The sequence below is a fragment of the Chelativorans intermedius genome (assembly GCF_025398255.1).
Classification (GTDB): Bacteria; Pseudomonadota; Alphaproteobacteria; order Rhizobiales; family Rhizobiaceae; genus Chelativorans; species Chelativorans intermedius.
Genome location: NZ_JAODNW010000001.1, coordinates 16,697 through 33,486, shown reverse-complemented (window position 1 = coordinate 33,486; position 16,790 = coordinate 16,697). Strand labels below are relative to the sequence as shown.

22 protein-coding genes, 1 tRNA gene and 1 riboswitch are annotated in these 16,790 nt (G+C 66.9%); of the genes, 17 read left to right on the top strand and 6 right to left on the bottom strand.

Translation table 11 applies throughout. The features are described from left to right. Positions 1-31: 31 nt before the first annotated feature. Positions 32-237, top strand: a riboswitch (cobalamin riboswitch). Positions 238-363: 126 nt separating this feature from the next. The 9 genes from NYR58_RS00230 (at position 364) to NYR58_RS00190 (ending at position 7,674) form a co-directional block, all read left to right on the top strand. Beyond that, a complete protein-coding gene (locus NYR58_RS00230) occupies positions 364-2,265 on the top strand; it encodes a TonB-dependent receptor plug domain-containing protein (RefSeq protein WP_261518377.1) in 1,902 nt (633 codons plus the stop codon). Then, entirely contained in the window at positions 2,262-3,137 is an 876-nt protein-coding gene (locus NYR58_RS00225) for an ABC transporter substrate-binding protein (RefSeq protein ID WP_261518376.1), read from the top strand. The genes NYR58_RS00230 and NYR58_RS00225 overlap by 4 nt, the downstream gene beginning before the upstream one ends. Then, positions 3,134-4,123 (top strand): FecCD family ABC transporter permease, encoded by a 990-nt coding sequence (locus NYR58_RS00220; RefSeq protein ID WP_261518375.1) that lies wholly within the window; start codon positions 3,134-3,136, stop codon positions 4,121-4,123. The genes NYR58_RS00225 and NYR58_RS00220 overlap by 4 nt, the downstream gene beginning before the upstream one ends. A gap of 1 nt (position 4,124) precedes the next feature. Beyond that, positions 4,125-4,907 carry an ABC transporter ATP-binding protein gene (locus NYR58_RS00215; protein WP_261518374.1) on the top strand — a complete coding sequence of 261 codons (783 nt, stop codon included), beginning with the start codon at positions 4,125-4,127 and terminating at the stop codon, positions 4,905-4,907. Beyond that, positions 4,904-5,836, top strand: coding sequence for an energy transducer TonB family protein (locus NYR58_RS00210; protein WP_261518373.1), 933 nt, complete (start codon positions 4,904-4,906; stop codon positions 5,834-5,836). The genes NYR58_RS00215 and NYR58_RS00210 overlap by 4 nt, the downstream gene beginning before the upstream one ends. 96 nt (positions 5,837-5,932) lie before the next feature. After that, positions 5,933-6,301: a hypothetical protein gene (locus tag NYR58_RS00205; RefSeq protein WP_261518372.1), complete on the top strand. Its 369-nt coding sequence runs from the start codon at positions 5,933-5,935 to the stop codon at positions 6,299-6,301. A 43-nt stretch (positions 6,302-6,344) separates the two neighbouring features. Next, on the top strand, positions 6,345-6,788 hold the full coding sequence (locus NYR58_RS00200) for a YcgN family cysteine cluster protein (protein ID WP_261518371.1): 444 nt from the start codon (positions 6,345-6,347) through the stop codon (positions 6,786-6,788). Further along, the gene (locus NYR58_RS00195; RefSeq protein WP_261518370.1) at positions 6,785-7,198 is read left to right on the top strand and encodes a nuclear transport factor 2 family protein; all 414 of its coding nucleotides are present in this window, start codon (positions 6,785-6,787) and stop codon (positions 7,196-7,198) included. Before NYR58_RS00200 ends, NYR58_RS00195 begins: the two co-directional genes overlap by 4 nt. 116 nt (positions 7,199-7,314) lie before the next feature. Beyond that, on the top strand, positions 7,315-7,674 hold the full coding sequence (locus tag NYR58_RS00190; protein WP_261518369.1) for a hypothetical protein: 360 nt from the start codon (positions 7,315-7,317) through the stop codon (positions 7,672-7,674). A gap of 173 nt (positions 7,675-7,847) precedes the next feature. On the opposite strand, the gene NYR58_RS00185 is transcribed toward NYR58_RS00190, so the two are convergent. Beyond that, positions 7,848-8,570: an SIMPL domain-containing protein gene (locus tag NYR58_RS00185; protein ID WP_261518367.1), complete on the bottom strand. Its 723-nt coding sequence runs from the start codon at positions 8,568-8,570 to the stop codon at positions 7,848-7,850. A gap of 109 nt (positions 8,571-8,679) precedes the next feature. Between NYR58_RS00185 and NYR58_RS00180 the strand changes: the two genes are divergently transcribed. Then, positions 8,680-8,756: transfer RNA gene (locus tag NYR58_RS00180), tRNA-Ile, on the top strand. 11 nt (positions 8,757-8,767) lie between these two features. On the opposite strand, the gene NYR58_RS00175 is transcribed toward NYR58_RS00180, so the two are convergent. Both NYR58_RS00175 and NYR58_RS00170 read right to left on the bottom strand, forming a co-directional pair. Continuing rightward, positions 8,768-9,250: a hypothetical protein gene (locus tag NYR58_RS00175; protein WP_261518366.1), complete on the bottom strand. Its 483-nt coding sequence runs from the start codon at positions 9,248-9,250 to the stop codon at positions 8,768-8,770. 161 nt (positions 9,251-9,411) lie between these two features. Beyond that, positions 9,412-9,927, bottom strand: a complete 516-nt coding sequence (locus NYR58_RS00170) for a SixA phosphatase family protein (RefSeq protein ID WP_261518365.1) — start codon at positions 9,925-9,927, stop codon at positions 9,412-9,414. A 154-nt stretch (positions 9,928-10,081) separates the two neighbouring features. Between NYR58_RS00170 and NYR58_RS00165 the strand changes: the two genes are divergently transcribed. The 5 genes from NYR58_RS00165 to NYR58_RS00145 all read left to right on the top strand — a co-directional run bounded on the left by NYR58_RS00165 (position 10,082) and on the right by NYR58_RS00145 (position 13,230). Beyond that, positions 10,082-10,747, top strand: a complete 666-nt coding sequence (locus NYR58_RS00165; RefSeq protein WP_261518364.1) for a GntR family transcriptional regulator — start codon at positions 10,082-10,084, stop codon at positions 10,745-10,747. A 142-nt stretch (positions 10,748-10,889) separates the two neighbouring features. Continuing rightward, entirely contained in the window at positions 10,890-11,483 is a 594-nt protein-coding gene (locus tag NYR58_RS00160; RefSeq protein ID WP_261518363.1) for a biotin transporter BioY, read from the top strand. Next, positions 11,480-11,938, top strand: a complete 459-nt coding sequence (locus NYR58_RS00155; RefSeq protein WP_261518362.1) for a DUF1284 domain-containing protein — start codon at positions 11,480-11,482, stop codon at positions 11,936-11,938. Before NYR58_RS00160 ends, NYR58_RS00155 begins: the two co-directional genes overlap by 4 nt. Before the next feature lie 421 nt (positions 11,939-12,359). Further along, entirely contained in the window at positions 12,360-12,572 is a 213-nt protein-coding gene (locus NYR58_RS00150; RefSeq protein WP_261518361.1) for a cold-shock protein, read from the top strand. 196 nt (positions 12,573-12,768) lie between these two features. Further along, positions 12,769-13,230: a BA14K family protein gene (locus NYR58_RS00145; RefSeq protein WP_261518360.1), complete on the top strand. Its 462-nt coding sequence runs from the start codon at positions 12,769-12,771 to the stop codon at positions 13,228-13,230. 27 nt (positions 13,231-13,257) lie between these two features. Here the strand turns inward: NYR58_RS00145 and NYR58_RS00140 are convergent, their stop codons facing one another. From NYR58_RS00140 to NYR58_RS00130, 3 genes are all read right to left on the bottom strand, one after another. Further along, positions 13,258-13,905, bottom strand: a complete 648-nt coding sequence (locus tag NYR58_RS00140; protein ID WP_261518359.1) for an MBL fold metallo-hydrolase — start codon at positions 13,903-13,905, stop codon at positions 13,258-13,260. A gap of 109 nt (positions 13,906-14,014) precedes the next feature. Then, positions 14,015-14,290 (bottom strand): hypothetical protein, encoded by a 276-nt coding sequence (locus NYR58_RS00135; protein WP_261518358.1) that lies wholly within the window; start codon positions 14,288-14,290, stop codon positions 14,015-14,017. Between the two features lie 119 nt (positions 14,291-14,409). Continuing rightward, a complete protein-coding gene (locus NYR58_RS00130) occupies positions 14,410-15,303 on the bottom strand; it encodes a branched-chain amino acid aminotransferase (protein WP_261518357.1) in 894 nt (297 codons plus the stop codon). A gap of 229 nt (positions 15,304-15,532) precedes the next feature. On the opposite strand from NYR58_RS00130, the gene NYR58_RS00125 reads away from it, so the two are divergent. Both NYR58_RS00125 and NYR58_RS00120 read left to right on the top strand, forming a co-directional pair. After that, positions 15,533-16,069: a MarR family winged helix-turn-helix transcriptional regulator gene (locus NYR58_RS00125; protein ID WP_261518356.1), complete on the top strand. Its 537-nt coding sequence runs from the start codon at positions 15,533-15,535 to the stop codon at positions 16,067-16,069. 17 nt (positions 16,070-16,086) lie between these two features. Next, on the top strand, positions 16,087-16,788 hold the full coding sequence (locus NYR58_RS00120; protein ID WP_261518822.1) for a response regulator: 702 nt from the start codon (positions 16,087-16,089) through the stop codon (positions 16,786-16,788). Positions 16,789-16,790: the final 2 nt, after the last annotated feature.

Genomic DNA, 16,790 nt, shown 5'->3' with positions numbered 1-16,790 from the left:
GCCGATTGACGGCACAGGGGGCCGTTGCTAGGTCTGCCGGCGTACCGGAGGTGCCCCGGGCGGTGTGTCCGCCGGGGTTAAAAGGGAATACGGGAGGGGCCTTCTGCCCCAAGCCGTAGCTGCTCCCGCAACTGTGAGCGCGGAGGCTTTTCCGAACGCCACTGGGCCCCGGGCCTGGGAAGGCGGGAAAGCCGCGGAAGCGCGAGCCAGGAAACCTGCCTCGGGTCGTCACCGTCCGGATGCGGGCAGCGTCCGGGGCTGTGGTTTTCGCAGTGGTGACGAACATGGTCATCGCTGGCGGAGACCGCGGCCGGCAAGGCACCGATCCCTCCAGCGCCTATCGGACAAGAGCGGAGGGACCCCATGAGAGCACCGTCAGGCATATCCAGCCTTTTCACCGCCGTCTCGGCTGCCGCATTGGCGCTGGCCGTCTGGCCCGCCGGCGCGCAGGACTTCGTCCTCGAAGAAATCGTCGCCTCGCCCAACCGCGCGCCGATGGAGGCCACGAAAACGGGTTCCTCCGTCACCCGCATCGATGCCGAGGAGATCGAGGCACAGTCGCAGCCGCTGGCGACGGACTATCTCAACCTGGTCCCGGGCGTGGCCATCACCTCGCCCGGCGGTCCCGGAACCGAGTCGAGCCTGGCCATTCGCGGTGCGCCCAAGCGTTACGTGAAGACGCTTTACAACGGCATCGACATTTCCGATCCGACCAGCACCCGGGTGCAGACCTCCTATCAATATCTGCTCTCCGGCGGGCTCGACTCCATCGAGGTTCTGCGCGGCTCGCAGAGCACGCTCTACGGCTCCGATGCCATCGCCGGCGTCATCAGCCTGTCCACCCTGGGCGACATGGAGCCGGGGGTGACGCATCTCCTCTCCGGCGAGGGCGGCTCCCATGGCACGGCGCGCGCCAGCTACGGCCTGCGCGCGGCCGAGGGCGGCACGCGCCTCTCCCTCAACGCCACGGGCTTCCACACCGACGGCATCTCGGCCGCCGCCAGCGGCCGCGAGCGCGACGGCTACGAGAACGTCACACTCGACATCGCCGGCGAACATGCCTTCTCCGACGTCTTCTCCGTGTTCGGTTCGGCGCTCTATATCAACGCCAAGGCGGAGTTTGACGATCCACCTCAGGACGATCCGTTCCATACCAATGTGAACCGCAACCGCCAGCTCGCCGGGCGCGCCGGTTTCAATCTCAACCTTCTGGACGGGCGCCTGAAGAACACCTTTGCTCTTCAAGGCTTCTCACTCGATCGCAGCATCCACAGCGATTCGACCTTCGGCCCGTTCAATGCCGATTATGAGGGTGAGCGCGTCAAGGCAGAGTATCAGGGCTCCTTCGAGGCCCATGAGCGGCTGACGTTGCAATATGGCGCCGATCACGAACGCCAGAGCGCCCGTTTTCCCGACGACGCCGGTTCCCTTCCCATCGACAATTCGATCCATATGACGGGCGTCTGGGCACAGGGCATCCTAACGCCTGTCGACAACCTCACGCTGACGCTGGGTGTCAGACACGACAAGCACAGCAAGTTCGGAGGGGAGACCACCTATCGCGCTTCCGCGGCCTATCTCTTTCGCGAGACGGGAACGCGGCTTCATGCCTCCGTCGGAACCGGATTCCGCGCACCAAGCCTCTACGAACTGTTCGCTCCTCCGCTCAACATGGGAGGTGTGCCGGTGGGAAACCCCGACCTGCAGCCGGAGACGAGCATCGGTTTTGACATTGGTGTCGAACAGCGCTTCTTCGACGAGCGGCTTGTCGCGGATGTCACCTACTTTCACCTTGAAATCGACAATCTGATCGACTGTGTGGAGGTGCGGCCCTCCGAGTGCCAATATACCCAGATCAGCGGCACCTCGCGCATGCACGGTGTCGAGACCGCGCTCCGATATGAGGTCAACAGCCAGCTTTCTCTGGGAAGCTCGTACACCTACACGCACGCCGTCGACCAGAACGGCGATCGCCTGGCGCGCGTGCCACGCCACGCCATCGGCCTCTCCGCAACCTACAAGCCGGCGGAGAAGTGGACCGTGACGGCCGCCGGCAAGATCGCCGTCGACACGGTGGATACGGACGATCTCGCCCTCGACGACTATTTCCTGCTCAATGCCAAGGTGGCCTACCAGCCGACGGAAAAGACGGAGCTTTACGTCCGCGCCGAAAACCTGCTCAATCAGGACTATCAGACCGTGCGCGGCTACGGCACGCCGGGTTTTTCCGTCTTTGCCGGCTTCCGCGCAAGGCTGGGACCATGAGGAAGCGGCGCCGGAAATCTCGCAACGGGTTCCTCCGCAGCGCCCTTTGCGCCGCTGCGGCACTTCTTCTCTCTCCCGTCCATGCCGAGCCGCCGGCGCGCGTCATGTCGCTCAACCTGTGCACGGACGTGCTGGCCATGCCGCTGGCGGCGCCGGGCCAGCTTGTCTCCGTCTCCTTCCTGGCGCGCGATCCCGCCCTTTCGCCCCTTCACGTCGAGGCTGAAACCTATCCCGTCAATCATGGCCGGGCGGAGGAGGTGTTTCTGGCGCGGCCCGATCTCGTGCTCACCGGCACCTACACGCTTCACAACACGACGCAGCTCTTGAAACGCCTCGACATGCAGGTGGCGGAGTTCAGCTTCGTGCAGACCCTCGACACCATCCCCGACGATATCCGCCGCATGGGGGCGCTTCTGGGGCGCGAGAGGCAGGCCGAGGCCATGGCGGCCGATTTCGAGGCGCAGCTTGCCGGGATCGAGGCCCGCCGCTGCGCCCGCCGGCCCACGGCACTGGCCTATGAGCAGAACGGCGTCGCGGTGGGTGAAGGCACGCTCGCCCATTCCGTTCTTGCCGCCGCCGGCTTTCGCAACCTGGCGGCCGAGCGCGGCATCTCCGGCATGGCGCCCTTCCCGCTGGAGCTGGTGGTGAGCGAGCGGCCCGACGTCATCATCATTCCGTCTGGCGAAAGCGAAGGCCCTGCCCTGGGCGCACGCGTGCCGCGCCACCGGGCCCTGCGCGCGCTGCCGGAAACGCGCATCGGCGCCTTCGTGCCGCCGGGCACCTGGTCCTGTGGCGGGCCTGCCGTGCTCGACGCGGTGAAGGCGCTCGATGCATTGCGCCAGGAGATCGCGCCGTGCGGAGAGGCGCCATGAGGCCGCTTTTCCTCAATCTGGCGCTTGCCCTTCTGGCCATGGTGCTCTTCCTTGTCTCGCTTGCGGTCGGCCCCGCGGAGCTTGGCCTGGTGGAGGGCATGCGCGGCCTTCTGGCGGGGGGCGGCGAGGCGGCAACGATCATCATGCGCGAGATCCGCCTGCCGCGGGCGCTTCTGGGCCTTTCCATCGGCTTCACGCTCGGCATGGCCGGCGCCGTTCTGCAGGGCTTCCTGCGCAATCCACTGGCCGAGCCCGGCATCATCGGCGTCTCGGCCATGGCAGCCTTCGGGGCCGTTGCGGTCTTTTATTCCGGCCTTGCCGGCAGTTCGCTCTATGCCCTGCCGGCCGGCGCGCTTCTGGGCGCGCTTGCGGCGGTTCTCATCCTCATGGCGCTTGCCGCGCGCAGCGGCTCGACGCTCACCCTCATTCTCGCCGGGGTGGCGCTTTCGAGTCTTGCCGGCGCGCTCACCGCGCTGGCGCTGAACCTTTCCCCCAATCCCTTTGCAAGCTACGAGATCGTCTTCTGGCTTCTGGGCTCGCTGAAGGACCGCTCGATGGAGCATGTGGTGCTGGCCATGCCGCTGATGGCGGGGGGCTGGCTGCTGGTCGCGCTTTCGGCGCGCGCCATCGACGCCCTGTCGCTGGGCGAGGAAGCGGCGGCGAGCCTCGGCGTCCACATGGCGCGCACGCGCTTTCTCATCGTCGCCGGCACCGCCCTGGGCGTGGGCGCGGCCACGGCAGTCGCGGGCACCATCGGGTTTGTCGGGCTGGTCGTGCCGCATCTCGTCCGCCCGCTGACGAGCCGCATGCCGAGCCGGCTCATCCTGCCCGCCGGCCTGGGCGGAGCGGCACTCCTGCTGGCGGCGGATGTTGCCGCGCGCCTCGTCCTGGCGGCGGGCGAGCTGAATGTCGGGGTGCTTACCGCGCTCATTGGTGCGCCCTTCTTCCTTTGGCTGGTGGTGCGCTCTCGCCGGGAGGTGTTCTAGCATGCGCCTTGCGGTGGAGAATCTGGGCGTGGTGCTGGCGGGCCGTCCCGTCCTGCACGGGCTGTCGCTCGGACTGAACCCGGGCGAGGTTGTCGGTCTCCTGGGTCCCAACGGCGCCGGCAAGTCGACGCTGATGCGCGCGCTCGCCGGCCAGGTGACGGCTTCCGGCACCATGCGCCTGGGCGAACACGATCTCGCCGCCCTGCCGCCCGGCGGGCGTGCCAGGCTTCTTGCTTATCTGCCGCAGGCGCGGATCATCGGCTGGCGCCTGACAGTGCGGGACCTGGTGGGCCTCGGCCGCCTGCCCTGGCGCAGCTTCGGCGCCCGCCTGCGCCCCCATGACGAGGAGATCGTCACCCGCGCGCTCGCCCTGATGGACGCCGAACACCTGGCCGACCGCCCGGCGACCGAGCTTTCCGGCGGCGAGCAGGCCCGCGTTCTGGCCGCGCGCGCCGTGGCGCAGGACACCCCCCTGCTGCTTGCAGACGAGCCCGCCTCCGGCCTCGACCCGGCGCACCAGATCACCATGATGCGCGCGCTTTGCCGACTGGCCGAAGAGGGTCGGGCCATTCTCGTTTCCCTGCACGACCTGACGCTTGCGGCACGCTGGTGCAATCGTGTGGTGATGCTGAAGGAGGGGCGACTGGCCGCAGAGGGGGCGCCCGACACGGTGATGACGGAGGCGAACCTCGCTTCGATCTATGGCGTCACCACCCACATTACGCGCGGCGAGGACGGCCTCATCGTCGCCCCCACGGGGCTGACGGGCGCGCCGCGGCCATGACCGCCCGGCACGACAACACGGACGAGGACCGGAGCGCCACGCCGGAAGCCCCGCCCGACGTGCCTCCGCCCGGCGAGACGACGCCGCTCTTTCTCTCGGCGCGCAGGGCGCGCGCCCTGTCGCTTGGTCTTCTGCCGGCGCTCGCGCTTTCGGCGGCGCTGCACGCCGCCGCACTGGCTTGGCTGGGCGATCGGGCAGCGCGCCAGGGCGCGGAAGCCGCAAGAGAAGAGGCCGCGGTGGCGATCATCCTCGAAGCCCCGCCAATGCCGCCCGCCGAACCCATTGCCGGCGAGGCCGCCGAGGTGGTGAGGCCAGAAGCACTCTCCCCAGTCGAACCGGCCGAAAGCGCGCCCGATGCGGCAGCGGAAACCGCACCGCTTCCCGCCCCCTCGGTTCTGGAACCGGTAGAGGCGGTGGAGCAGGCCCCCGCCCTCCCGCCGCCGGAGGCGGAAGGCCATCCCGTGATCGCGCTGCCGGTCGAAAACGTGCCCGTGCCCACACCACGGCCGCAGCCACCACGCGCACAAGCGGACCCACCGCCACCCCCCTCCCGCAAGAAGGCCGAGACGCCGAAGAAGCCCGCTGGCCGCCAGCCGGCGACGGCCGGCTCCGCCCCCGCGGCCGGCCGCACGGGTGGGGCGACCGCCGGCGAGAAGGCAGCCTACAGACGCCGCCTCAACGCCCATCTCGACCGCTATCACCGCTATCCCGACACCGCGGGGCGCCTGTCGGGCGTGGCCGAGGTCGTCATTACCATCGACAGGCGGGGCCGGATCGTCGACGCGCGGATTTCGCGGAGCGCCGGTCACGCGATCTTCGACCGCGAGGCGCTGGCCACCGCGCGCCGCGCATCCCCCTATCCGCGCCCCCCGGAAGGCATCGGCGGGAAGACGCTCACATTCTCCGTGCCATTGCGCTTCAAGCCCTGAGCACCGCAGCGGGACGGCGAGCCGGCGGTGCGGGGCTCGACGGGGCTTGACCGGCCTCCCGGCGGCGCGCCTTATGGGAAGAGAAGGAGACATACCGTGAAGGCAAGGGGCTTCGCATGCCAAAGGCAACGCCTGCGGCGCGCCGGCGCCGTCTCGCATGCCGTGCTCGGCATTCTCGGCTGTCTCGCGCTTCCCGCCCAGGCAGGCCCGCAGACGGGCGAGCTCTGCCCGCCAGGCAGCCTCGGCCTGCCACCCGATTGCCGTCCCGCCGTGCGCTCGTTCTGCCCGGAAGGGACGGTGGGCATCCACCCCAACTGCCGGCCGAGCGCGCCTGGCGCCTGTCCGCCGGGCAGCGTGGGCATCCAGCCGACGTGCCGCGTGCAGCGCGAGAGCCTGCCGCCGCCAAGGATGCCGGAGGTGAGGCGCCCTCCCGCCACCATAGACCCCAGGATACCGCTGCCCTGACACGCCGCTTGACCTTCTCCCGCCGGCGCGCCACATCGGCATCATGGAACCCTTCTGGAAGACCAAACCGCTCGAAGCCATGAGCGCAGCCGAATGGGAATCGCTGTGCGATGGCTGCGGCAAATGCTGCCTGGCCAAGCTGGAAGACGAAGACAGCGGCGAGATCCTGTGGACGAGCGTTGCCTGCCGCCTGTTCGACGCCGCGAGCTGCCGCTGCACCGACTATGCGCGGCGGCTGGAGCGGGTGCCCGACTGCGTGCGCCTGACCCCGGACAATGTGCGCCGGCTGGCCTGGTTGCCAGCCACCTGCGCCTACCGCCTGGTGGCGGAGGGAAAGGATCTGGCCTGGTGGCATCCACTGGTCTCCGGCCGCCGCGAGAGCGTGCACGAGGCCGGCATATCCGTGCGCGGCCGTGTCGAGGCGATGGAGGACAGGCTGGACACGCCGGAGGACTATCTTCCCTATGTTCTGGAGGAGGAACCGTGAGCGAGACCGACACCCGGGCACTGATCGAGCGCTATCTCGCCGCCCTCAACGCCGGCGACCACGATGCGATGCTCGACTGCCTGGACGACAGCATCGCCCACGACACGCGGGAAGGCAGGCGTGAAATCGGCCGGGAGGCGTTTCGATGGGCGCTTGCCCGCACCGCTCGCCACTTCCGCGAGGAACTCGGCGACATCGCGATCATGACGGCGCCGGGCGGCGTGCGCGCGGCGGCCGAGTTCACGGTGCGCGGCACCTATCTGGCCTCCGCCGAAGGGCTCCCCCCGGCAGAAGGCCAATCCTACCGCCTGCAGGCGGGCATGTTCTTCGAGGTCGATGACGGGCGCATCACCCGGCTCAGCGAATGCTTCAGCCTGTCTGCCCTGAAGGCGGCACTCGCGAGGCGCTGATTCCTCTCTGAACACCCCATGAACGGCCGGTTCGCGGCCGGTTCAGCCGAGCGGCGGCATTCTTGGCGCCATCCGCTCCGGCAACGGGGCCTCTCTCAGGAAGGAGGATGAATGCCATGTTCCGCACATTCAGAACCGCAGCCCTTTCGGTCATCCTGGGCCTTGGTGCGCTTGCCGCCGCACCGGCAGGCGCGCAGGCCGAGGGCCTCTATTTCAGCTTCGGCAGCGGGCCGCATCTGGGCTTCCATTACAGCCACGGCGGCCCCCGCGACCACCGCTGGCATCGCGGCCCCTGGTATGGCCATGCCTGCACCCCGCACCGCGCCGTGAAGAAGGCGCGCCGCATGGGCCTGCGCCATGCGCACGTCACGCATGTGGGCTACCGCTACATCCGGGTCTCGGGCCACCGCCACCACCGCTACGCGATGGTGACCTTTGCCCGCGCACCCCACTGCCCGATCGTGCGCGTGCTTTGACGAGACCGGCATGCCGGAATGAAAACGCCGCCGGGCGGCACCCGGCGGCGTTCCTGTTACAGCTTTTTGCAGCCAGATGGAATCATCTGGCGTCGCACAAATACGGCAAAAACAAATAGATGGACCGGATCAGCGTTTCATTGAAACGATGAACCGGTCTAGCGCGTCGAGGATCACTCCTGCTCGATCTCGAAAGTGACGTTCACCTGAACCTTGTAGCTGTTCTCGCCCGCCTCGACCGGCACGGCCGAATCGGCCGCCGCCTCCATGCGCATAGCCCTGGCCAGCGGGCGGGGCTGGGGCATGCCCGTCTGCTCTGAAATCCGAAGGACGTCGCCCACCGAAACGCCGGCTGCCTCGGCCAGCGTCTGCGCCCTGGCCAGCGCATCCTCGACGGCGCGCTTTCGCGCCTCGGTCAGCGCCTCGCTCGGATCGTCGTTGGTAAAGACAATGTTTCCGCCCTGGTTGACCCCCAGCGAGACGGAACGGTCGAGCACGCCGCCCAGCTTCGCCAGATCGCGCAGCCGCACGGTCAGCGTATTGGTGACCTGGTAGCCGACGATGCGGGGTTTCTCCTCGTCGTTCCGGTCGTTGGGGTAGACATATTGCGGGTTGATGGACAGCCCGCTGGTCTGCAGATCGCGGGGTTCCACGCCCTCCTCCTTCATCGCCTCGATGACGGCGGCCATGGCGGCGTTGCTCTCGTCCATCGCGGCGCGCGCCGTCTCCGCCTCTCGCAGGACCGACAGCGTAATGACGGCCATATCCGGGCTGACCCATGCCTCGCCTTCGCCTGTCACCGTGATTCTGGGGCTGGCCCCGCCGCCCTGTGCGGCCGCCGGTGCGACGGCCAGAACGGAGGCGGCAAGCGCCAGAGGAATGAAGAAACGGGTCATGGCAATCTCCTAAAGCTGTTGAGCCGCCACCTGATAGAGAGGGATTATGGACCGATTGCGGCGACAGCGTCTTGTGCCCGGTCGCGAAAGCCACTAATTCACCCGCACCGGGCCTGTAGCTCAATTGGTCAGAGCCGGCGGCTCATAACCGCTTGGTTGGGGGTTCGAGTCCCTCCGGGCCCACCATCGTTCACCTGTCAGATCAACCACTCGTTGCCGACCCGTCCCTGCAGTGCCTTGATGAAATCGCGCGTGGCGGCTCGGATTTCGTTGTTCTGCCGGCGGCGGGAGAGCTCCCAATCGCCTTCCCTGGGATAGTGAAACGTCTTTCCGTCCATGATGTCCGTCACCTTGGAAATAGCGCATATGGCGGGAATGCTCTGCGCATTTTCGGTTCCCTTGGCGAAGAACAGGATGCCCTCTTCCTTCAGGGCGAAAAGGCGGGCGCGCAGGTCGCGGCGCTTTTCGTCGAAATCGGTAGCGGAAATGTTCACTTCGTCCATGATGCGCAGCGAGCTTGCAAAGGACAGACACTCAAGCGTCCGCTGCCCCCATTCAAGCAGCAGCTTGTCGGACTCGACGCGCGCGCTGCGCGTTGCGATCTGATTGGCTTCCCTTGCAAGGGCGACTGCGGCAATCGCCAGGGTGGATGTGGCAACGAGATCAAGAAATTCAAACATTGATACAATCTCCGAGTGAAAAGGCATTCGAGGGAAAACGGGCGCTTGAAACGTCGGCTCTTGAAGGAAATCAACGGTCGGCCAATGCCTTGAGGTTCGCAATTGGGGATTTGGGATCCCAAGCCGCCACGGCTTCGGAAATGCGTTCGTCGATCCCAGGATCAGAGGTCCCTGGGGCGCAGGAAGTGGGTAAGCTGCGCGGCGGCCGGCGCGAGCGCGCGCCATGGGCAGGCGATCTCGAAACGCGCCAGGGCGGCGGTGGGAAACTTCTCCCGCAGGCGGGAAAGAGCCTCTTCATCCGACGCCGGCCCGGCGAGCAGCAGGGCCAGCTCCTCAAGCCCCGGATTGTGACCGACGAGAACGACACGCCCCGCATCCTCCGGGGCCTGCTGGAGGAAACCGAGAAGGCGCTCAGGCGATGCCATGTACAGCGCCTCGTCATGCACCGCCCGTGGCGCCTGCCCGCCCAGCCCGCCGGCAACCAGCCGCCAGGTCTGGCGTGCCCGCAGGGCCGCCGAAACGAAGGCCGCCTGCGGAACCCAGCCGCGCGCGGCCATCGCACGGCCCATCACCGGCGCCGCCTTGCGGCCGCGTTCGGCCAGCGGCCGGTCAAAATCGTCGAGCGTCGGGTCGTCCCAGCTTGATTTGGCATGGCGTAAAAGAAGGAGCTCTCGCATCCCGGCCTCCCGCTTGTCCTACCCGCCGAAAGCGCCGCTAGCACGAAACAGGGCCGGCGGCCAGCAGCCCGCCCTGCCCGGATGGAAATGTCGCACCATGCACGGCGCGGCGGCGGGCTCGACAGGTTGCCGCGCGCAAATTATCTATAATCGCATGACCGCCAAGAAGGAAACCATCGCCCAGCGCATTGCCCGCCTGCTTGCCGAGCGCATCGTCTCGGGCACGCTGGAGCCTGGGGCGCGGCTCAGGCAGGACCATATCGCCGAGGAGTTTGCCGCCAGCCATGTGCCCGTGCGTGAGGCCTTCCGGCTGCTGGAGGCGCAGGGTCTGGCCGTCAGCGAGCCGCGGCGCGGCGTGCGCGTCGCCGCCTTCGACCTGGCGCAGGTGCGCGAAGTGGCGGAGATGCGCGCTGCCCTGGAGGTGCTGGCCCTGCGCCACGCAGCGCCCCATCTGACGCCCGCCATTCTGGACGAGGCGGAGGCCGCCACGCTGGCCGGCGACAAGGCGCGCGACGCCCGGACCTGGGAGGCGGCGAACAGCCGCTTTCACAAGCTGATCCTGACACCCTGCGGCATGCCGCGGCTTCTGGCGGCCATCGACGATCTGCACGCGGCCAGCGCACGCTTTCTCTTCTCCGCCTGGCACTCGGAATGGGAGACGCGCACGGACCGTGATCACCGCACCATTCTGGCGCATCTGCGGCGCGGCGAAGTGGATGCGGCCGCCGAGGCGCTGGGCCGCCACGTGCGCTGGATCGGCCGCCGGCCGGTGGAGACGGCTTCCGGCCGCCGGCGGGAGGCATTCGTCATCCAGGGCTGAACCCGCGCCGCCCCACTCCGCCTGCCTTCCTCCCCTTGCTTGCACACAATCCGCACGACGGCCCTTGCCATGGCGCGCGGATTGTGGATTCAATAATAGATCAATTATAGAAATTATCTATAATTTTGAAAAGGAGAGAAACATGCCGACTCCCTCGGTTCAGGGCGCCGATGCCCACTTCAGCCCGTTGCGCCTGGAAGCGCGCTCCCTGCCCGTCAAGCTTCTTGCGGTTCTCATCGGCACACTGTTCCTCACCCTGTCGTCCTATATCACCGTGCCCATGGTGCCGGTGCCGATCACCATGCAGACCTTCGCGGTGATGATGGTCGGCGCGCTCTATGGCTGGCGGCTCGGCACGGCCACCATCCTGGCATGGCTGGCGGAGGGCGTGGCCGGCCTGCCCATTCTGGCGGGCGGGGCCGGCGGGCTTGCCCATTTCATGGGGCCGACCGGCGGCTACATTCTTTCCTGGCCCCTGATGGCGGCCTTTGTGGGCTGGCTTGCCGAGCGTGGCTGGAACGGCGAGCGGCCGCTGCTGGCGTTCCTTTCCATGCTCATTGCTGGCACATTCTGCCTCGTCGCCGGCGCCACCTGGCTGGCCGGCTTCGTGGGGGCCGAGAAGGCGGTGACGCTGGGCGTCCTGCCCTTCCTGCTGGGTGACGCGCTGAAGGCGGCGCTCGGGGCGGCAACCCTGGCCGCCATCGTGCGCACGGGCAACTGGTGGCGGAGCGAATGACCGTTCGCCTGCGTGCACATCACCTGCTGTGCATGCTCACCTATGTGGGGCGGGGCTATAGCCCCGCCTTCACCGCCGGTTACGAAAGGGTGGTCCGCCGCATCGCCAGCGGCGAGCCGCTGATGGTGGTCGACGGGCCGGACGACATCTGCGCTCCTCTGCTCGACGAAGAGGAAGAGCCGCATTGCCTGAAGGACGGTGCGGCCACGCGCGACCGCCATGCCGCCACATCGCTGGCGCGCCTGCTCGACCACCCCGTCGTGGCGGGCACGACGCTTGCGGCCAACGCCGCCCTGCTCGCCCGGCTGCGCAAGGCATTTTCGAGCGGCCGGCTCCGCAGGGCCTGCATCGGCTGCCAGTGGTCACGGCTGTGCAGCTCGGTCGCGGAACAGGACTATGCCGGCGCGCACCTTGCGCCGCCACGGGACTTTCCACGCACCTCATCAAAAGAATAGCAATAACTATTTTCTTGTGGCTTAATGCCGGCGCGACCTCGGTCGCAGGCGCCTCGGTCCAACCCAGCCCGCCCTTGATCGGCCGAGGCGCCTTCCCTTATCGCGCGCGGTGGCGGACCGCAGGAAAAGCGACACGAGGGCGCTGACACAAAAGTTTCGCTTGCCACTCATGCAAAAATGGGGGAAAGTTTCTCCCGTTCGGGCATTTGCCGGCCCGGAGACTGGAATAGCATGCCCCGGCATACGACACCGAAAAGGCACCCGGGACGTCGCGTGTCATGAGAAATCCGCCAGGGTCCCACGCGCAAGGCTGACTGTTTCTTCTCCCCCAGTAAACGACCGATGACACACAGGGTCTTGGCCTCAACCAGGCGACCATGACCCACCAGACGATGATTGACGGGAGAAAGGATTCCTTCCCATGTCGCAGAACGGTACCGTGAAATTCTTCAACCATGCCAAAGGTTTCGGCTTCATCACGCCAGACGGCGGAAGCAAGGATGTGTTCGTGCACATCTCCGCGGTCCAGGCTTCCGGCCTGCCCGGGCTGGAAGACGGCCAGAAGGTGACCTTCGACACGGAGCCGGACAGGCGCGGCAAGGGCCCGAAGGCGGTCAACCTTTCCCTGGCCTGACCACGCCCCTACCGCAAGAAGCATGCAGGGGCGGAAAGCCGGCGAGCCGCAAGCGGCGGACCGGCCTTCCGCCCCTTCCCTTTTCTGCCGGCTGAAACATGAAGGAGCCGTTCAGGCAGCGTTCAGCCGGCCGGCGCTACACCTCGCACCAAGCCGCACGCACAGCCCCGCGGCACGTCGAGACGAGGTGAACCCCATGAAGCGCCTGCTGAAAAACAGTGTCCTATCCCTGGCCATCGCCGCGACCGCGCTGAACGCCATTCCCGCCGAGGCCGGCGACTGGCGCCACGGCGGCTATTACGGCGACCATCACCGCTACGAGCGCCATGGCGGCCACCATCGGCATCACGTATACAGGAAGAAGCGGAAGGATGACGGGGACGACCTTCTGGTTGCCGGCATTCTGGGCCTTGCGGTGGGTGCCATCGCCGCAGGCGTTCTGACCCAGCAGAACAGTCCCGCCCCTCGCTACATCGACCCGCCCCAGCCCATGCCGCCACACCCCGGCTACGGCTATGGCAGCACCGCATACCAGGCGCCGGAACCCTGGACGGCGGAATGGTACCGCGCCTGCGGCATGCGCTATCGCAGCTTCGATCCGCGAAGCGGCACCTTCATGGGCTATGACGGCAAGCGCCATTTCTGCGTGATACGGTAAGGGAGGGGTGCTGCGACCGCCCTTCCCTCACGCACCCACCAGGAACGGGTTGCTGCGCCGCTCCTCGCCGAACCGGCCGCCCGGTCCGTGGCCGCACAGGAAGCCGATGTCGTCGCCAAGCGGCAGGAGCTTCTCCTTGATGGAGCGAATGAGTGCGGCGTGGTTGCCGCCCGGCAGGTCCGTGCGACCGATGGAACCGTTGAACAGCACGTCCCCGACATGGGCGAAGCGTGCCTTCCGGTTGAAAAAGACGACGTGACCCGGCGCGTGGCCGGGGCAATGCAGCACCTCGAAGCTGTGGCCGGCGAAGGAAACGGTCTCGCCTTCGACGAGGAAGCGATCCGGCGTGACATTGCGTACGGGACCCGGCAGACCGAACATCTGCGCCTGGGTTTCGAGGTTTTCCAGCAGCTCGGCATCGTCCTCATGAGGCCCAAGGATCTGCACGCCGAGCGCTTCCTTAAGCTCCATGGCACCGCCCGCATGGTCGATATGGCCGTGGGTGAGCCAGATGGCCTCCACCGTGAGCCCCGCCCGTTCAATTGCCGCGCGGATACGGTCCACCTCGCCGCCGGGATCCACCACCACAGCGCGCTTTTCCTCCTCGTCGAAGAGGATGGTGCAGTTCTGCTGAAACGGGGTGACGGTGACGATGGCAGCCTTGAGCGTGGTCATGAAGGCGCTCCCCTGCGGGCGTTCGGACGGGGCGGTGGATAGCGTGCCCCTGCACTTCTGGCAACAGAACGGGCGGCCGATGCCGCCCGTCCATAGCTTCCGCAGAATTTCAGCTCTTCTTTGCGCCGCCCATGACCGCGCCGACGATGGCGCTCAGCACGCCGCCGCCGACGACGCCACCCACGGCATCGCCGAGAAGACCGCTGAGCGCACCAGCGTCGCCGCCCAGCGCGGACAGCAGAAGGCCGCCGCCCACGCCGCCTACGGCGCCGCTGATGATCTTGGCAGCGTGGCTCATCGCGGCGTTCTTGAAGGCCGCACCAACGGCCTCCCCGCCGACGATGCCGGCGATCGCCTGCACGATGATCGGAAGAAGTGCTTCCATAACGGTTCCCTCCTAAACCGCCGGCGTTTCATGCCGGCACACCCATGAAACGCCGAATAAGACCAAAGTCAAATAAGGCGTGGGGAACCGGACGGAGAGAAGGCGGACACCAGGCCCGCCTATTCGGCCGCCATGCGCTGGCCGGGGCGCACCTCCTCGGCATAGTCGTTCATCAAAAGGCGAGGAATTTCACCGACCTGGAAGGTATAGGGCCCGATCTCGGAGACCGGCGTCACCTCCGCCGCCGTGCCACACAGGAAGCACTGCTCGAAGCTTTCCATCTCCTCGGGCTGGATGGCGCGCTCCACCACCTCGATGCCCCGCCGGCGGGCAAGCTCGATCACCGTGCGGCGGGTGATTCCATCGAGGAAGCAATCCGGCACGGGCGTATGCAGCACGCCATCCTTGACGAAAAAGATGTTGGCGCCGGTGGCCTCGGCCACCCGGCCGCGCCAGTCCAGCATCAGAGCGTCGGTATAGCCCTTGGCCTCGGCGGCATGCTTGGACAGTGTGCAGATCATGTAAAGGCCGGCCGCCTTGGACTTGGAGGGCGCGGTGCGCGGGTCGGGCCGCCGGTACTCGGCGATGTCGAGCCGGATTCCCTTCAGCCGCTGCTCGGGGTCGAAGTAGCTCGGCCAGTCCCAGATGGCGATGGCCAGGTTGATCCGGTTGTTCTGGGCCGAAACACCCATCATCTCGCTGCCGCGCCAGGCGATCGGGCGCACATAGGCATCCTGCAGCCCCTGTTTGGCGAGAAGCTGGCGGCAGGCATCGTCGATCTCCTCGACGCTCCAGGGAATGCGGAACCCCAGGATGCGGGCGGATTCATGCAGACGCTGCGTATGCTCGGTGAGCTTGAAGATCTCGCCGCCATAGGCGCGCTCGCCCTCGAACACCGCACTGGCATAGTGCAGCCCGTGGGTCAGTACGTGAATCTTCGCATCCGCCCATTTGACGAACTCGCCATTGAACCAGATAAAGCCATCAAGCTGGTCGAAGGGAACCGATGCCATTCTAATCTCTCCTGCGGGCCGCTGCCCGAACTCCCCATCGCTGAACAGAACCGAAAAACCGATTATGCCGGAATGTCGCGTGGTCGAGCAAACGCATTTTAAGGGAAGTTCCGGGAAACCCCGTCTCCACGCAGCTTTTTGTACGCCATGCGCCGAAAAGCTTGGTAAAAATTATCAATCGGCCCTAATTATGTCAATATGGCTGACATAATTTTGATGAAGCAGGAAAATGACGATGAACAGCCCCATGAAGCCCGATCGCCAGCACGTGGCTCACGACGAGGCGGATCTCGACTTCACCCTCATCGAGCTCCTCTTCTTCGCCTATCGGGATTTCACCTCCGATCCCGATGCGATCCTGGCACGCTATGGCTTCGGGCGGGCGCACCACCGGGTGCTGCATTTCGTCAACCGCCGGCCGGGGCTGACCGTGGCCGAGCTTCTCGCCGTCCTCAGGATCACCAAGCAGAGTCTGGCACGGGTGCTCAAGCAGCTCATCAACATGGGCTACATCGTGCAGGTGCAGGGCCCGCGCGACCGGCGCCAGCGCGAGCTCTACCCCACGAAGAAGGGCCGCACCCTGGCCCTGGCTCTGGCCGTGCCACAGTCCCGCCGCATCCGTGCGGCACTTGAGGAGGCCGGCATAGAGGATCGTGCCGCCCTCGAACGCTTCCTGAAGGCGATGGTCAATCCCGAGCTGCGCGCCCAGGTCGACCTTCCGGGGCGTTCCGCGGAACGCACGAGCGAAAGAGGAAAGACGGAATGAACGACAGCGACGTTGCCATGCAGGGAAAGGGCGCGCCGCCGGACGACGCGCCGCACCTCCTCGTCGTTGACGACGATACGCGCATCCGCACGCTCCTGCATCGCTTTCTGCGCGAGAACGGCTATCGCGTCTCGGTTGCCAGCGACGCGGCCGAGGCGCGACGCAAACTTGCCGGACTGGACTTCGATCTGATCGTGCTCGACATCATGATGCCCGGCGAGGACGGCGTGACACTGACCCGCAGCCTGCGCGCGCAGAGGAACGTTCCCATCCTGATGCTGACGGCCCTGTCGGAGACCGAGAGCCGCGTGACCGGGCTGGAGGCGGGCGCCGACGACTATCTGCCGAAGCCCTTCGACCCGCGCGAGCTGGTGCTTCGCGTCAACAACATCCTGCGCCGCGGCGGCCCGCAGACACCGCCCAGGCTCGAGCAGGTCGTGTTCGGCCCCTACACCTTCCAGATTCCGCGACGGGAGCTGAAACGCGCCGGCCAACCCCTGAAACTGACCGACCGCGAGCGCGAGATCATGGCCATCTTTGCCGAGCGCGCGGGCGAGACCATTCCCCGGCACGAGCTGGTGGGCGAGGATTCGGAGGTGGGCGAGCGCACCATCGACGTGCAGATCAACCGGCTGCGCCGCAAGATCGAACGCGACCCCTCCAACCCCGTATGGCTGCAGACCGTGCGCGGTGTCGGCTATCGGCTGAGCGTGGAATAGCG

Excerpts from the sequence above, each read along its gene's own strand:
- NYR58_RS00230 (WP_261518377.1), top strand. The coding sequence starts at position 364 with ATGAGAGCACCGTCAGGCATATCCAGCCTTTTCACCGCCGTCTCGGCT.
- NYR58_RS00225 (WP_261518376.1), top strand. The coding sequence starts at position 2,262 with ATGAGGAAGCGGCGCCGGAAATCTCGCAACGGGTTCCTCCGCAGCGCC.
- NYR58_RS00220 (WP_261518375.1), top strand. The coding sequence starts at position 3,134 with ATGAGGCCGCTTTTCCTCAATCTGGCGCTTGCCCTTCTGGCCATGGTG.
- NYR58_RS00215 (WP_261518374.1), top strand. The coding sequence starts at position 4,125 with ATGCGCCTTGCGGTGGAGAATCTGGGCGTGGTGCTGGCGGGCCGTCCC.
- NYR58_RS00210 (WP_261518373.1), top strand. The coding sequence starts at position 4,904 with ATGACCGCCCGGCACGACAACACGGACGAGGACCGGAGCGCCACGCCG.
- NYR58_RS00200 (WP_261518371.1), top strand. The coding sequence starts at position 6,345 with ATGGAACCCTTCTGGAAGACCAAACCGCTCGAAGCCATGAGCGCAGCC.
- NYR58_RS00190 (WP_261518369.1), top strand. The coding sequence starts at position 7,315 with ATGTTCCGCACATTCAGAACCGCAGCCCTTTCGGTCATCCTGGGCCTT.
- NYR58_RS00185 (WP_261518367.1), bottom strand. The coding sequence starts at position 8,570 with ATGACCCGTTTCTTCATTCCTCTGGCGCTTGCCGCCTCCGTTCTGGCC.
- NYR58_RS00175 (WP_261518366.1), bottom strand. The coding sequence starts at position 9,250 with ATGTTTGAATTTCTTGATCTCGTTGCCACATCCACCCTGGCGATTGCC.
- NYR58_RS00170 (WP_261518365.1), bottom strand. The coding sequence starts at position 9,927 with ATGCGAGAGCTCCTTCTTTTACGCCATGCCAAATCAAGCTGGGACGAC.
- NYR58_RS00165 (WP_261518364.1), top strand. The coding sequence starts at position 10,082 with ATGACCGCCAAGAAGGAAACCATCGCCCAGCGCATTGCCCGCCTGCTT.
- NYR58_RS00160 (WP_261518363.1), top strand. The coding sequence starts at position 10,890 with ATGCCGACTCCCTCGGTTCAGGGCGCCGATGCCCACTTCAGCCCGTTG.
- NYR58_RS00155 (WP_261518362.1), top strand. The coding sequence starts at position 11,480 with ATGACCGTTCGCCTGCGTGCACATCACCTGCTGTGCATGCTCACCTAT.
- NYR58_RS00150 (WP_261518361.1), top strand. The coding sequence starts at position 12,360 with ATGTCGCAGAACGGTACCGTGAAATTCTTCAACCATGCCAAAGGTTTC.
- NYR58_RS00145 (WP_261518360.1), top strand. The coding sequence starts at position 12,769 with ATGAAGCGCCTGCTGAAAAACAGTGTCCTATCCCTGGCCATCGCCGCG.
- NYR58_RS00140 (WP_261518359.1), bottom strand. The coding sequence starts at position 13,905 with ATGACCACGCTCAAGGCTGCCATCGTCACCGTCACCCCGTTTCAGCAG.
- NYR58_RS00135 (WP_261518358.1), bottom strand. The coding sequence starts at position 14,290 with ATGGAAGCACTTCTTCCGATCATCGTGCAGGCGATCGCCGGCATCGTC.
- NYR58_RS00130 (WP_261518357.1), bottom strand. The coding sequence starts at position 15,303 with ATGGCATCGGTTCCCTTCGACCAGCTTGATGGCTTTATCTGGTTCAAT.
- NYR58_RS00125 (WP_261518356.1), top strand. The coding sequence starts at position 15,533 with ATGACGATGAACAGCCCCATGAAGCCCGATCGCCAGCACGTGGCTCAC.
- NYR58_RS00120 (WP_261518822.1), top strand. The coding sequence starts at position 16,087 with ATGCAGGGAAAGGGCGCGCCGCCGGACGACGCGCCGCACCTCCTCGTC.